The sequence below is a fragment of the Pseudomonas sp. R19M genome (assembly GCF_050312585.1).
Classification (GTDB): domain Bacteria; phylum Pseudomonadota; class Gammaproteobacteria; order Pseudomonadales; family Pseudomonadaceae; genus Aquipseudomonas; species Aquipseudomonas palleroniana.
Window position 1 is genome coordinate 1 of the sequence record NZ_JBNPJV010000059.1, and the last position, 14015, is coordinate 14015.

A 14015-nucleotide genomic window follows, 5' to 3' on the forward strand; every position below is an offset into this window, starting at 1 on the left:
AAAGCGGTGGATCAGTCTTTGATGGATTGACTGACACACCGCTTTCGCGAGCAAGCCCGCTCCCACATTTGTTCTACGTCATCCTGACGAACTTCTAAACTCCTTTGACAGTGGCAACACGCCGCAGGCCCTGCCGTGCGTGTCGTTGATGCGTGTCATGACAAATGGCGCCTGGACGATGCTTGACAACCCCAGGTCGTAAACGTATGTTTCAAACACCTGTTTGACCGCCACAACAAATCCACGCGGTTGTTCATCCCAGATACATCAGCAGAGGTTTATCGCTATGCCTGACTACAAGGCCCCCTTGCGTGATATTCGCTTCGTTCGTGACGAACTGCTCGGTTATGAAGCGCACTATCAGAGCCTGCCGGCTTGCCAGGACGCTACCCCGGACATGGTTGACGCCATTCTTGAAGAAGGCGCCAAGTTCTGTGAGCAAGTGCTGGCACCGTTGAACCGCGTGGGTGACATCGAAGGGTGTACCTGGAGCGAGTCAGGCGTTAAGACCCCTACTGGTTTCAAGGAAGCCTACAAGCAGTTCGTCGAGGGCGGCTGGCCAAGCCTGGCCCATGATGTGGAGCACGGTGGCCAAGGCCTGCCGGAGTCCCTGGGCCTGGCCGTGAGCGAAATGGTCGGTGAGGCCAACTGGTCGTGGGGCATGTACCCTGGCCTGTCCCACGGTGCAATGAACACCATCTCCGAACACGGCACGCCTGAGCAGCAAGAGGCTTACCTGACGAAGCTGGTATCGGGCGAGTGGACCGGCACCATGTGCCTGACCGAACCGCACTGCGGCACCGACCTGGGCATGCTGCGCACCAAGGCCGAACCTCAGGCTGATGGCTCCTACAAAGTTTCCGGCACCAAGATCTTCATCTCGGCCGGTGAGCACGATATGGCCGATAACATCGTCCACATCGTCCTGGCGCGCCTGCCGGACGCACCGGCCGGTACCAAAGGTATTTCGCTGTTTATCGTGCCCAAGTTCCTGCCGAATGCAGACGGCTCGATCGGTGAGCGCAACGCCGTGACCTGTGGTTCCCTGGAACACAAGATGGGCATCCATGGCAACGCTACCTGCGTGATGAACTTCGACGCGGCCACCGGTTTCCTGATCGGCCCGGCGAACAAAGGCCTGAACTGCATGTTCACCTTCATGAACACCGCTCGCCTGGGAACCGCACTGCAGGGCCTGGCCCATGCTGAAATCGGCTTCCAGGGCGGCCTGAAATATGCGCGTGACCGCCTGCAAATGCGCTCCCTGACCGGCCCGAAAGCGCCGGACAAAGCGGCCGACCCGATCATCGTGCACCCTGACGTGCGCCGCATGCTGCTGACCATGAAAGCCTTCGCCGAAGGCAACCGTGCGATGGTGTACTTCACCGCCAAGCAAGTGGATATCGTCAAGTACGGCACCGACGACGAAGCCAAGAAACAGGCCGATGGCCTGCTGGCCTTCATGACGCCGATCGCCAAGGCGTTCATGACCGAAGTCGGTTTTGAAGCGGCCAACCACGGCGTGCAGATCTACGGTGGCCACGGCTTTATCGCCGAGTGGGGCATGGAGCAGAACGTTCGCGACAGCCGCATCTCGATGCTGTACGAAGGCACCACCGGCATCCAGGCCCTGGACCTGCTCGGCCGTAAAGTGCTGATGACCCAAGGCGAAGCGCTCAAAGGCTTCACCAAGATCGTGCACAAGTTCTGCCAGGCCAACGAAGGCAACGAAGCCGTCAAAGAGTTCGTCGCACCGCTGGCTGCACTGAACAAAGAGTGGGGCGAGTTGACCATGAAGGTCGGCATGGCCGCGATGAAAGACCGTGAAGAAGTCGGTGCCGCCTCGGTGGACTACCTGATGTACTCCGGTTACGCGTGCCTGGCTTACTTCTGGGCCGACATGGCGCGCCTGGCCGCCGAAAAACTGGCTGCCGGCACCACCGAAGAGGCGTTCTACACCGCCAAGCTGCAGACTGCGCGCTTCTACTTCCAGCGCATCCTGCCGCGTACCCGCACTCACGTTGCAACCATGCTGTCGGGCGCCAACAACCTGATGGACATGAAAGAAGAGAACTTCGGCCTGGCTTACTAAGCCTTACCGGGTTCTCCTGAAAACCGCCGCTCCTTCGGGAGTGGCGGTTTTTTATTGGGTGCGATAAAAAACACAGCGCAGCACTCAGGGATTGGGGTTGGCTGCCGTTACAGTGATGGCAATGTGATACAGGTCACATTGAATGTGCTTAACTGTGCGCAGTGAAGGCACTGTGCCATCTTTATCGGCGGGTCGGAGCTTTACCCTTGTCACGCGCGTCCGCTGTACGTTTCAGCCATTTTCTCCCCTCGTTGCTGCTATTGCTGGCCGGGCTCTCGGCTGCGTATGTCAAAGACCTCAATGTCTTCTTCACTTCGCTGTTCAACGTGCTGCCGACCTTGGTGCTGTTGCTCGGTGGTTCGTATTGCGCGGTGTATCGGCGCCAGCGTGAACTGTTCCTGATGATCACGGTGTATATCACCTACTTCTTGCTGGACACCCAGACGGACTTTTACCGTGATAATGGCCGCGTGCGTGAAGATGCCGCCGTGGTGTTTCATCTGTGTTGCCTGCTGTTGCCGCTGTTGTTCAGCATCTACGCGTTGTGGCAGGAAAAGACCCACCTGTTTCGCGACTTCATTGCCCGGTGTGCGGTGCTGATCGCCGTGGGCAGCGTTGCGCTGGCCCTGGAGCAGAGTTTCCCGCAGGCCTTGCTGAGCTGGCTGGCGGAAATTCGTTGGCCGGCGCTGCATGGCAGCTGGATGAGCCTGATCCAACTCTCTTACCCGATGTTCCTGGTCGGCTTCCTGACCCTGGCCGCCCAGTACTGGTACCAGCCGCGTCCGTTGCACGCCGCGCAGTTGGTCGGGTTGTTGGGAATGTTCTGGATGTTGCCGCAAACCTTCATCCTGCCGTTCACGCTGAACATCATGTGCAGCCAGGTGATGCTGATGATTGCCGCCGGTGTGGCCCATGAGGCCTATCAAATGGCGTTTCGCGATGAACTGACCGGCTTGCCCGGGCGGCGCGCGCTCAACGAACGCATGCAGCGACTGGGGCGCAACTATGTGTTGGCGATGAGCGACGTCGACCACTTCAAGCGCTTCAACGACACCCATGGCCACGACGTGGGCGACCAGGTCCTGCGGCTGGTCGCCAGCAAGCTGTCCAAGGTCAATGGCGGCGGGCGTGCCTACCGTTATGGCGGTGAAGAATTTGCCGTGGTGTTTGCCGGCAAGACCCTGGATGAGTGCATGCCGCACCTGGAAGAGATCCGCGAGATCATTGCCAACTACGACATCAAGTTGCGCAACCCGGACCGTCCCCATGACGATCATCAGGGCCGTCAGCGTCGCACAGGCAGCGGGGCGTCCAGTGTGTCGGTGACCGTCAGCATCGGCGTGGCCGAGCGCCAGGCCGAGCAGCGCACGCCGGAAGAGGTGCTCAAATCCGCCGACGAAGCCCTGTACTCCGCCAAGGGGGCCGGGCGTAATTGCGTGGTCGCGGCCGGGCAGACCCGGCGTGGCGCGGTGCGTATGGAGCGCGCTGCCGGTTGAGTGATGGCGCCGTATTCAGCGGTTCTACAGTGATTGTTTGCAGTCTTGGCCGGCAGTAGGTTGAAAGTATCTGCTGCCGGAGACATCGCCATGCCTGACTACAAAGCTCCCCTGCGCGACATGCGCTTTCTGATCGACAACGTGTTTGATTTCCATGGCCACTATGCGGCGCTGGGGGCTACTGATGCCACGCCGGACATGGTCAGTGCGATCCTCGAAGAAGGCGCCAAATTCTGCGAAAACGTGCTCGCACCGCTCAACCGCAGCGGTGATGAAGAGGGCTGCCATTTCGACAATGGCGTGGTCACCACCCCCAAGGGCTTCAAGGAAGCTTTCGCCCAGTATGTGGACGGCGGCTGGCACGGCGTGGCGGCCGATCCGGCCTACGGCGGCCAGGGCCTGCCGCCATCCTTGGGCCTGGTGCTGAGCGAAATGATCGGCTCCAGCAACACGTCCTGGGGCATGTACCCCGGCCTGACCCATGGTGCCATGACGGCGATCCACGCCCATGGCACCGACGAGCAGAAAGCCACTTACCTGAACAAACTCACCGCCGGCGAGTGGACCGGCACGATGTGCCTCACCGAAGCCCACTGCGGCACCGACCTGGGCCTGATCAAGACCCGCGCCGTGCCACAGGCGGACGGCAGCTATGCGGTCACCGGCAGCAAGATCTTCATCTCGGCCGGCGAGCACGACATGAGCGCCAATATCATCCATCTGGTGCTGGCCAAGCTGCCCGATGCGCCAGCGGGCACTAAAGGTATTTCCTTGTTTATCGTGCCCAAGTTCCATGCGGACTCGGGTGAGCGTAACGCGGTGCACTGTGGCTCCATCGAACACAAGATGGGGATCAAGGGCTCGGCCACGTGTGTGTTGAACTTCGACGGTGCCAGGGGCTTTCTGATTGGCGAGGCCAACAAAGGCCTCAACTGCATGTTCACCATGATGAACCACGCACGGCTGGGCACCGGCATGCAGGGCTTGTGCAACGGTGAAGCGAGTTTCCAGGGCGCGATCAAATACGCCAACGACCGCCTGCAAATGCGCTCGCTGACCGGCGCCAAGGCACCGGACAAGGCCGCCGACCCGATCATCGTGCACCCCGACGTGCGGCGCATGCTGCTGACCATGAAAGCCTTCAACGAGGGCAACCGCGCATTGACCTACTTCACCGCGCAATTGCTCGACACCGCGCATCTGAGCCACGACGCCGAGCAGCGCCAGGCCGCTGAAGACCTGTTGGCCTTCCTTACCCCGATCTGCAAAGCCTTCATGACCGAGACCGGGCTGGAGGTGACCAACCACGGTATGCAGGTGTTCGGCGGCCATGGCTACATCCGCGAGTGGGGCATGGAGCAATTGGCGCGGGATGCGCGGATTGCACCGATCTATGAAGGCACCAACGGCATCCAGGCGCTGGATTTGCTGGGGCGCAAGGTGCTCGGCAGCCAGGGCAAGTTATTGCGTGGCTTTACCAGGATTGTGCATAAGTTCTGCGCGGCGCATGCCGAACATCCGCAGCTCAAGGCCCATGTGGAGCAGCTCGACCAGTTGAACCAGCAGTGGGGCGAGTTGACGATGAAAGTCGGTATGGCGGCGCTGAAAAACCCGGATGAAGTGGGCGCTGCGGCCGTGGATTACCTGATGTACAGCGGCTACATCATCCTGGCGTACCTGTGGCTGCGTATGGCCATTGCCGCGCAAGCGCAAGACGACATCGAGTTCGCCAAGGCCAAGCTGGGCACCTGCGACTTCTACTTCAAGCGCCTGCTGCCCCGTACAACGGGCCACCGCGCCGCCGTGGAAGCCGGCAGCGAGTGCCTGATGAGTCTGTCTGCGCAAGCATTTGCATTGGAGTGACTTAAAAATACCAATCAGTCACAAGTGGACCCTATGTGTCTTAAAAGTTGTTCGGGTACACTCAGGGCTCATAAAACCGATCCCTATCGAATCACTTTTCACGTTCTCACGAGGTTTGCCATGGCTGATTACAAAGCGCCGCTGCGTGATATGCGCTTCGTCCTCAACGAAGTGTTTGAGGTCGCCAATACTTGGGCCCAATTGCCGGCATTGGCGGACACCGTGGATGCCGAAACTGTTGAGGCCATTCTCGAAGAGGCCGGCAAGGTGACCGCCAAGTCCATCGCGCCGCTCAGCCGGGGTGGCGACGAGCAAGGCTGCCGCTGGGCGGACAGTGCGGTCAGCACGCCGGATGGATTCCCACAGGCCTACAAAACCTACGCTGAAGGCGGCTGGGTTGGTGTCGGGGGTGACCCTGTCTTCGGCGGCATGGGCATGCCCAAAGCCGTGTCGGCGCAAGTCGAAGAAATGATCAACTCGTCGAGCCTGGCGTTCGGCCTGTATCCGATGCTGACTTCCGGCGCCTGCGTGTCGATCAATACCCATGCCAGTGAAGAGCTGAAAGCCGCTTACCTGCCGAAGATGTATTCCGGTGAGTGGGCCGGCTCCATGTGCCTGACCGAAGCCCATGCCGGTACGGACCTGGGGATGATCCGCACCAAGGCCGAGCCTCAGGTGGACGGTTCCTATAAGGTCAGCGGCACCAAGATCTTCATCACCGGTGGCGAGCACGATCTCACCGAAAACATCATCCACCTGGTGCTGGCCAAGCTGCCGGATGCACCGGCGGGGCCCAAGGGGATTTCGCTGTTCCTAGTGCCGAAGTTCATGGTCAATGCCGACGGCAGCCTGGGCGCGCGTAACCCGGTGACTTGCGGCTCGATCGAACACAAGATGGGCATCCAGGCGTCTGCGACCTGCGTGATGAACTTCGACGAAGCCGTGGGCTACCTGGTCGGCGAGCCAAACCGTGGCTTGGCGGCGATGTTCACCATGATGAACTACGAGCGTCTGGGCGTGGGTATCCAGGGCCTGGCGTCCGGCGAGCGCTCCTACCAGAACGCGATTGAATACGCCCGCGATCGCCTGCAAAGCCGTGCACCGACTGGAGCCCAAGCCAAAGACAAGGCCGCCGACCCGATCATCGTGCACCCGGACGTGCGGCGCATGCTGCTGACCATGAAGGCCGCGAACGAAGGCGGCCGTGCGTTCTCCACCTATGTGGCGACGCAGTTGGATATCGCCAAATTCAGCGAAGATGCCGCCGCTCGCGAACGCGCCGATAACCTGGTGGCGTTGTTGACCCCGGTCGCCAAGGCGTTTCTCACCGACCTGGGCCTGGAAACTACCGTACTCGGCCAGCAAGTGTTCGGCGGCCATGGCTACATCCGCGAGTGGGGCCAGGAACAATTGGTGCGCGACGTACGCATCACCCAGATCTACGAAGGGACCAATGGCATTCAGGCTCTGGACCTGATGGGGCGCAAGATCGTGGGCAGCGGTGGCAAGTTCTACAGCCTGTTCGCCGACGAAGTCCGTCAGTTCATCGCCACGGCGAATGCCGAACTGGCCGAGTTCACCCGCCCACTGAGCGCGGCGGTGGATAACCTGGATGAATTGACCGCCTGGGTGCTGGACCGCGCCAAGACCAACCCGAATGAGATCGGCGCGGCGTCGGTGGAATATCTGCACGCGTTTGGGTACATGGCCTACGCCTACATGTGGGCACGCATGGCCAAGGCAGCGCTGGGCAAAGAGGCTGAAGAAGATTTCTACGCCAGCAAACTGGGCACGGCGCGCTTTTACTTTGCACGCCTGTTGCCGCGTATCCACTCATTGAGCGCGTCGGTAAAAGCGGGCAGCGAATCGCTGTATTTGCTGGATGAGGCACAGTTCTAACGGCTTGGAGGGCGTGTAAGCAATCTCTTACATGACGTGCTGCTATTCGTCCTCTATCGCCAAATTGGATCCACCGATAATCTACTTCACATGGACGTCGCGCAGGAAGCGCAAAGCAACAACACGGACACGTAGGATTCTGCCAGGACGGCGGAGTGAAATGGATGTCAGGGAAACAGTCTGCAAAGCCCCGCTTCGGCGGGGTTTTCTTTTGCCCGCGAAAAAGTCAGGCGCTTGCCTGCGGGGCATTCATCACGCCTTCCAGCAGCGTGCGCAGCAAGGCCACGGTCGCCTGCTGTCGTTGTAGATCACGGCACACCAAGCCCACTTTCAGTGGTACCCTGGGTTCACTCAAGGGTTTCCACAATAAGGCCTTGCTGTTGTGCTCGTCCTGGGAGCGCCCTGGCAGCACCGTGGCCAATTTACTGTGGGGCAGGCTGTCGAGAATGCCCACCATGGTGTTGAGCTCTGCCTGCACTTGCGGGCGCCGCCCGAGGTTGGACAGTTGGCCTTGCCAGATCTGGCGCACTTGAAACTCTTCGCCCAACAGCAACATCGGTAATTCGGCCGCCTGTTTCAGCGAGACTTTCTTGAACTCGCGCAGGGGGTGGTCTTCGGGGATCACCACCTTCAATTCATCCTCATACAGCAGCGTGCCGTGCAGCCCCGGCTGGCGTGGCGGCAGATAGCTGATTCCAATGTCCAACGAACCGTTGAGCAGGCGCCGTTCAATTTCAAGCCCCGTCAGTTCGTAGATTTGCACGACCAAATGAGGCTGCGCCTTGCGCACACGCTCCAGCATTTGCGGAACCAGGCTGGTGTGCACCGTCTGCAGCACGCCGATGGCCAAGGTACGCATCGCCTGGCCCTTGAAGTTGCCCAAGGCTTCAACGGCTTGCTGCATGCCATCGATCAGCGGCAAGGCATGGTTGTACAACGTATGAGCGGCCAGGGTAGGTAACAGGCGCTTGCTGCTGCGCTCGAACAGGCCCACATCCAGGTTCTGTTCCAACTGGCGGATCTGTTGCGACAACGCCGGTTGAGAGATCGAAAGGCGTTCAGCGGCACGGCCTACGTGGCCTTCCTCATACACCGCGACGAAATAACGCAGTTGCTTGAAATCCATAAGACTTACTTATCGAAAAAGCTGGAAAATCGAAATGGCCGTCGGCCCTGCAGACGCCTAGTCTAGCGCCTATTCACAGGGCGTACAGGGCCGGATCGGGCAATGAACAGCGTTTATGTTGATAGCGTTTACATAGGCAAGACAAAAAACCGCAAGGCAGCGTCGGCACCCTGCACCGATCAAGGTCGGGTTGCTATTGGAGGTGAGCTGTGAATCTGTTCCGTCGCCCCGCGCCGAGCCTGGACGATCTGATTCTGGACACTGCCGGCAATGACCTTTCCAGCGCGCGCCTGATGCCCACCGTTGCGCGCCCGCCGCAGGTGTTCGTACGTGGCCAGGGCTCCTGGCTCTGGGACAGTGATGACCGCGCCTACCTCGATTTCAGCCAGGGCGGTGCCGCCAACAGCCTCGGCCACAGCCCGCAGGTATTGATCAAGGCGCTCTCGGATCAGGCTCAAGCACTGATCAACCCGGGTAATGGCCTGTACAACCGCCTGCAACTCAACCTCGTCGACCGCCTGTGCGAACACACCGGCAGCGACCAGGGCTACCTGCTCAACAGCGGCGCGCAAGCCTGCGAAGCGGCGATCAAGCTGGCGCGCAAATGGGGCCAACTGCATCGGGGTAGTGCTTATCGCATCATCACCGCCGGCAACGGCTGCCATGGCCGCAGCTTCGCGGCCATGTCGGCGTCGTCGGGCGGCTGTGACAACCGTTTCGAACCGCAGTTGCCTGGGTTCAGCCATGTGCCGTTCAACGATCTACCCGCCCTGCACGCCGCCGTGGATGCCGGTACTGTCGCCATCATGCTGGAACCTATCCAGGCCGAAGCCGGCGTGATTCCCGCCACCGAGCACTACCTCAAGGGGGTTGAGCGCCTATGCCGTGAGCTGGGCATCCTGCTGATTCTTGATGAAGTGCAAACGGGCATCGGTCGCTGTGGCGCCTTACTTGCTGAACAGCAGTACGGTATACGCGCCGACATCATCATGCTCGGCAAGGGCTTGGGCGGTGGCGTGCCGCTGGCGGCCTTGTTGGCGCGCGGCAAAGCCTGCTGCTTCGAGGTCGGCGAGCTGGAGGGCACGCATCATGGTAATGCGCTGATGGCATCGGCCGGTCTGGCGGTTCTCGATACGGTGCTGGAGCACGGTTTCCTGGAGCAGGTGCGTGAGTCTGGCTGTTACCTCGGCGAAGGTCTCGCCCGCCTGGCCTACCGTTACGACCACGGCCAATTACGCGGCCAGGGTCTGATGTGGGGCCTGACGTTGTCGGATGATTCTGCGGATGCCGTCGTAAAGGCCGCCCTGCACGAAGGTCTGATCCTCAATGCCCCGCAACCCAACTGCCTGCGCTTCACTCCGGCGCTGACCGTGAGCAAAGGCAACATCGACGAAATGCTCCTGCGTCTGGCCCGCGCCTTTTCTCGCGTGCGTACCGCACAACTGCAATGCCGCAAGGGCATCGCCGTTTAATCCCTTATTCCTGAACCGTCTCGCGGCCTACGCGGCGCCTCCAGCCTGATTCTTTTGGCTGGGGGCGTTTTTTTGTCTGCGAAATTTTTGGACTGAAATTGTTGATTGAGCATCAGTGAAAACAATGGCTTTTTGGCAAGCGTCGGCAAGGACTGCCGACGAGGGGGCAGAGAGATTTTGCGTGCCCGCGTTTCTAGTCTATACCACTGAGTGGTATGTTTGTGGGAAGCTTTAAGCGCGGCACAAGTCCAGCAACTACTGGACCTCAAGGAGTTTGTGGAGATACATCATGATCAAAAAGTATGAAAGTGAAGCGCTGGAATCTGTTCATAAATCGGCCCAGGCGCTGCACTCGATAGGGGCAATCAGCAAAACCACTCTACGTGAGTTCGACGAGATGTGCCTTGCAACGGTCCCGGCGCAAATTCCAGCCGAACAGATCAAGCAGCTGCGTGAAAGCAGCCATGTGAGCCAACCTGTTTTCGCGCGTTACTTGAACACCAGTGCCTCCACGGTCAAAAAATGGGAATCTGGTGAGAAACAGCCCAGCGGCATGGCGCTCAAGTTGCTGAGCATCGTAAAGAAGCACGGGTTGGAAATTCTGGCTTGAAGATGGCCCAATGCCAGAACCCACTGAACCCTCGCAAACCCCCACGGTCGATTAGCTACACGGCTCACACGAGCCGATTTCTTGGAGCTGACCCTATGGATTTCATTCGTATCATCATTGCCATCCTGTTGCCGCCACTGGGCGTGTTCCTGCAAGTGGGGTTCGGCGGCGCGTTCTGGCTGAATATCCTGCTGACCCTGTGCGGCTACATCCCGGGCATCGTGCATGCGGTGTACATCATCGCCAAGCGCTGAGGCCGTCAGCCTTTGGCGATGAGTCGTGAGTTGCGCTCGTTGCGAAAGGCCAGTTGCTCAATGGTCTGAGTAGCGTGTTCGGCCTCCTCCCGCGCCTGCAGGATGATGCCGTGCTGCTCGGACTTGCTGCACACCGGGTCGGCATTGCTCGCATCCCCGGTCAGCATAAAGGCCTGGCAGCGGCAGCCGCCGAAGTCCTTTTCCTTTTCGTCACACGAACGGCACGGTTCGGGCATCCAGTCGTAGCCGCGAAAGCGGTTGAAGCCGAACGAGTCGTACCAGATGTGCTGCATGCTGTGATCGCGCACATTCGGAAATTGCACCGGCATCTGTCGGGCGCCGTGGCAGGGTAGGGCGGTACCGTCCGGTGTCACCGTCAGAAAGAGACTGCCCCAGCCGTTCATGCAGGCTTTTGGGCGCTCCTCGTAGTAATCCGGGGTCACGAAGATCAGCTTGCAGGGGTGCCCTTGGGCTTCAAGCTTGGCACGGTATTCGTTAGTGATGCGTTCGGCGCGCACCAACTGCTCTTTAGTCGGCAGCAACCCCACGCGATTGAGCTGTGCCCAGCCATAGAACTGGCAGGTGGCGAGTTCGACGAAGTCGGCTTCCAGCGCGATGCACAGCTCGATGATACGGTCGATCTTGTCGATATTGTGCCGATGGGTGACAAAGTTCAGCACCATCGGATAGCCATGGGCCTTGACCGCACGGGCCATTTCCAGTTTTTGCGCGAAGGCTTTTTTGGAGCCGGCCAGCAGGTTGTTCACCTGTTCATCGCTGGCTTGGAAGCTGATCTGGATATGGTCCAGGCCGGCTTTTTTGAAGTCGCTGATTTTCTGTTCGGTGAGGCCGATGCCGGAGGTGATCAGGTTGGTGTAGAACCCCAACTGGCGTGCCTCGGCGATCAGCTCTGCGAGATCCTGGCGCACCAGCGGTTCACCGCCGGAAAACCCCAGTTGTGCCGCACCCATTTCCCGCGCTTCGCGAAACACCTTGATCCACTGCTCGGTGCTCAGCTCCTTGCCCTGCTCGGCAAAATCCAGCGGGTTGGAGCAATACGGGCATTGCAACGGGCAGCGGTAAGTCAGCTCGGCGAGCAACCATAGCGGCAGGCCGACAGCGGGTTTTTCAGGCAAGGTTGATCCAGTGCTCAGCACGGGCGACCTCCATGAATTGCTCGATGTCTTCACCGAGTTCAGGCACACCGGGAAATTGTTTTTCCAGCTCGGCGATGATGGCCGCGACGTCGCGCTCACCGTCGATCAACCCCCCGATCAAGGCGGCGCTGTCGTTGAGCTTGATCATGCCTTCAGGATAGAGCAACACATGGCCTTTTTGCGCAGGCTCGTACTGGTAGCGATAGCCTTGGCGCCAGGTCGGTTTTTTGCTGCGATCAAAGCTCATAGGGTGATCCCTTTATGCCACACCCGTTGCTCGGTCACGCTGTGATAGGGCGGGCGGTTGAGTTCATAGGCCATGCTCATGGCGTCCAGCATGCTCCACAAAATATCCAGTTTGAACTGGAGTATTTCCAGCATGCGCTCCTGGCCTTCGCGAGTCGTGTAGTGCTGCAGGGTGATCGCCAGCCCGTGCTCCACGTCGCGACGGGCCTGGCCCAGGCGCGTGCGGAAATATTCGTAGCCGGCTGGATCAATCCACGGGTAATGCTGCGGCCAACTGTCGAGGCGCGACTGGTGGATCTGCGGGGCGAACAGCTCGGTCAGCGAACTGCTGGCGGCTTCTTGCCAGCTGGCGCGACGGGCGAAGTTGACGTAGGCATCCACCGCAAAACGCACACCGGGCAGCACCAATTCCTGGGAGCGTAGTTGATCGGGGTCGAGACCGACCGCTTGGCCCAGGCGCAACCAGGCTTCGATCCCACCGTCTTCGCCGGGTGCGCCGTCGTGGTCCAGCAGGCGTTGAATCCACTCGCGACGTATCTCACGGTCCGGGCAGTTGGCCAGGATGGCCGCGTCTTTCAGCGGGATATTCACCTGATAGTAGAAGCGGTTGGCGACCCAGCCCTGGATCTGCTCGCGAGTGGCTCGGCCTTCATACATCGCCACGTGGTACGGGTGATGGATATGGTAGAAGGCGCCCTTGGCCCGCAGGGCCTTTTCAAATTCTGCGGTGTTCATCGGTCTTTCAGTCATAAGAGGTCTCCTGCAGGAGCGAGCTTGCTCGCGAAGGTGGTTAACGATGACGGGGCATTCTGAATGAGCGCGGTGCCCTTGGATTTTTCGCGGGCAGCCAGCTCCTACAGTTCGATGCTCATGCCGTCGTAAGCCACTTCGACATTGCGCCGCACCAACTCGGCCCGCTCGGGGGAGTCTTCATCGAGAATCGGGTTGGTGTTGTTGATGTGGATAAGTACCTTGCGCTGTTCAGGCAACTGCGCAAGCACTTCGAGCATGCCGCCGGGGCCGTTCTGCGCCAGGTGGCCCATCTCGCGGCCGGTGCGAGTGCCGACGCCACGGCGTTGCATTTCATCGTCATCCCACATCGTGCCATCCACCAACAGGCAATCGCTACCGGCCATGATCTCCAGCAACGGCGCGTCGACCTTGCCCAACCCCGGGGCGTAGAACAGTTTGCCGCCGGTGCGCAGGTCTTCGACGATCAGGCCGATGTTGTCGCCTGGGTGCGGGTCGAAGCGGTGTGGCGAGTAGGGCGGCGCAGCGCTGCGCAGTGGCAACGGGGTAAAACGCAGGTTTGGGCAGGCCGGGATGGTGAAGCCGGTGTCCAGCTCGATGCGGTTCCTGACCAGGCCGCCGTTCCAATGGGTGAGCATGGTGAACAACGGGAAACCGGTGCTCAGGTCCTCAAAGACCATGTCGGTGCACCACACTTGGTGCGGGCAGCCTTCACGCAGGCTCAGCAGGCCGGTGGTGTGGTCGATCTGGCTGTCCATCAGGATGATCGCGCTGATGCCGGTGTCACGCAGAGCACGGCCGGGTTGCATCGGGACAAAGCCTTGCAGTTGCGCCCGGATATCCGGCGAGGCATTGCACAGTACCCAGTTCACGCCATCGTCGGAGATCGCGATGGACGACTGGGTGCGGGCCTGGGCCTTTAGACTGCCATCACGAAAACCTGCGCAGTTCACGCAGTTGCAGTTCCACTGTGGGAAACCACCGCCGGCGGCGGAACCTAGAATCTGGACAAACATGGTCGCTCCATCAAGCAAAGCTCAAACAAAAACG

Annotated in this window: 12 protein-coding genes; 7 read left to right on the plus strand and 5 right to left on the minus strand. The window is 60.0% G+C overall.

Annotated elements, in window-relative coordinates:
- Nucleotides 1–286 precede the first annotated feature (286 nt).
- The 4 genes from ACQRBT_RS11760 to ACQRBT_RS11775 all read left to right on the plus strand — a co-directional run bounded on the left by ACQRBT_RS11760 (nucleotide 287) and on the right by ACQRBT_RS11775 (nucleotide 7350).
- Nucleotides 287–2092, plus strand: coding sequence for a phenylacyl-CoA dehydrogenase (locus tag ACQRBT_RS11760; RefSeq protein WP_060757251.1), 1806 nt, complete (start codon nucleotides 287–289; stop codon nucleotides 2090–2092).
- Nucleotides 2093–2298: 206 nt separating this feature from the next.
- Complete coding sequence (locus tag ACQRBT_RS11765) at nucleotides 2299–3588, plus strand: GGDEF domain-containing protein (RefSeq protein ID WP_412047488.1); 1290 nt, start codon at nucleotides 2299–2301, stop codon at nucleotides 3586–3588.
- Between the two features lie 90 nt (nucleotides 3589–3678).
- On the plus strand, nucleotides 3679–5451 hold the full coding sequence (locus ACQRBT_RS11770; RefSeq protein ID WP_412047489.1) for an acyl-CoA dehydrogenase C-terminal domain-containing protein: 1773 nt from the start codon (nucleotides 3679–3681) through the stop codon (nucleotides 5449–5451).
- 120 nt (nucleotides 5452–5571) lie between these two features.
- Nucleotides 5572–7350 carry an acyl-CoA dehydrogenase C-terminal domain-containing protein gene (locus tag ACQRBT_RS11775; RefSeq protein WP_244700816.1) on the plus strand — a complete coding sequence of 593 codons (1779 nt, stop codon included), beginning with the start codon at nucleotides 5572–5574 and terminating at the stop codon, nucleotides 7348–7350.
- A 226-nt stretch (nucleotides 7351–7576) separates the two neighbouring features.
- Here ACQRBT_RS11775 and ACQRBT_RS11780 read toward each other — a convergent pair whose 3' ends face one another.
- Nucleotides 7577–8476, minus strand: a complete 900-nt coding sequence (locus ACQRBT_RS11780) for a LysR family transcriptional regulator (protein WP_090368407.1) — start codon at nucleotides 8474–8476, stop codon at nucleotides 7577–7579.
- Between the two features lie 209 nt (nucleotides 8477–8685).
- On the opposite strand from ACQRBT_RS11780, the gene ACQRBT_RS11785 reads away from it, so the two are divergent.
- The 3 genes from ACQRBT_RS11785 to ACQRBT_RS11795 all read left to right on the plus strand — a co-directional run bounded on the left by ACQRBT_RS11785 (nucleotide 8686) and on the right by ACQRBT_RS11795 (nucleotide 10812).
- On the plus strand, nucleotides 8686–9948 hold the full coding sequence (locus ACQRBT_RS11785; protein WP_412047490.1) for an aspartate aminotransferase family protein: 1263 nt from the start codon (nucleotides 8686–8688) through the stop codon (nucleotides 9946–9948).
- A 289-nt stretch (nucleotides 9949–10237) separates the two neighbouring features.
- The gene (locus tag ACQRBT_RS11790) at nucleotides 10238–10558 is read left to right on the plus strand and encodes a helix-turn-helix domain-containing protein (RefSeq protein WP_060757257.1); all 321 of its coding nucleotides are present in this window, start codon (nucleotides 10238–10240) and stop codon (nucleotides 10556–10558) included.
- A gap of 95 nt (nucleotides 10559–10653) precedes the next feature.
- Nucleotides 10654–10812, plus strand: a complete 159-nt coding sequence (locus ACQRBT_RS11795; RefSeq protein ID WP_003228885.1) for a YqaE/Pmp3 family membrane protein — start codon at nucleotides 10654–10656, stop codon at nucleotides 10810–10812.
- 5 nt (nucleotides 10813–10817) lie between these two features.
- On the opposite strand, the gene pqqE is transcribed toward ACQRBT_RS11795, so the two are convergent.
- The 4 genes from pqqE to pqqB form a co-directional block, all read right to left on the minus strand.
- Nucleotides 10818–11948: a pyrroloquinoline quinone biosynthesis protein PqqE gene (gene pqqE / locus ACQRBT_RS11800; protein ID WP_060757258.1), complete on the minus strand. Its 1131-nt coding sequence runs from the start codon at nucleotides 11946–11948 to the stop codon at nucleotides 10818–10820.
- Nucleotides 11941–12216, minus strand: coding sequence for a pyrroloquinoline quinone biosynthesis peptide chaperone PqqD (gene pqqD, locus ACQRBT_RS11805; RefSeq protein ID WP_060757259.1), 276 nt, complete (start codon nucleotides 12214–12216; stop codon nucleotides 11941–11943). Before pqqD ends, pqqE begins: the two co-directional genes overlap by 8 nt.
- Nucleotides 12213–12965, minus strand: a complete 753-nt coding sequence (pqqC, locus tag ACQRBT_RS11810) for a pyrroloquinoline-quinone synthase PqqC (protein ID WP_060757260.1) — start codon at nucleotides 12963–12965, stop codon at nucleotides 12213–12215. The genes pqqD and pqqC overlap by 4 nt, the downstream gene beginning before the upstream one ends.
- A 104-nt stretch (nucleotides 12966–13069) precedes the next feature.
- Nucleotides 13070–13981, minus strand: coding sequence for a pyrroloquinoline quinone biosynthesis protein PqqB (pqqB, locus tag ACQRBT_RS11815; protein ID WP_244384971.1), 912 nt, complete (start codon nucleotides 13979–13981; stop codon nucleotides 13070–13072).
- Between the last annotated feature and the right edge of the window lie 34 nt (nucleotides 13982–14015).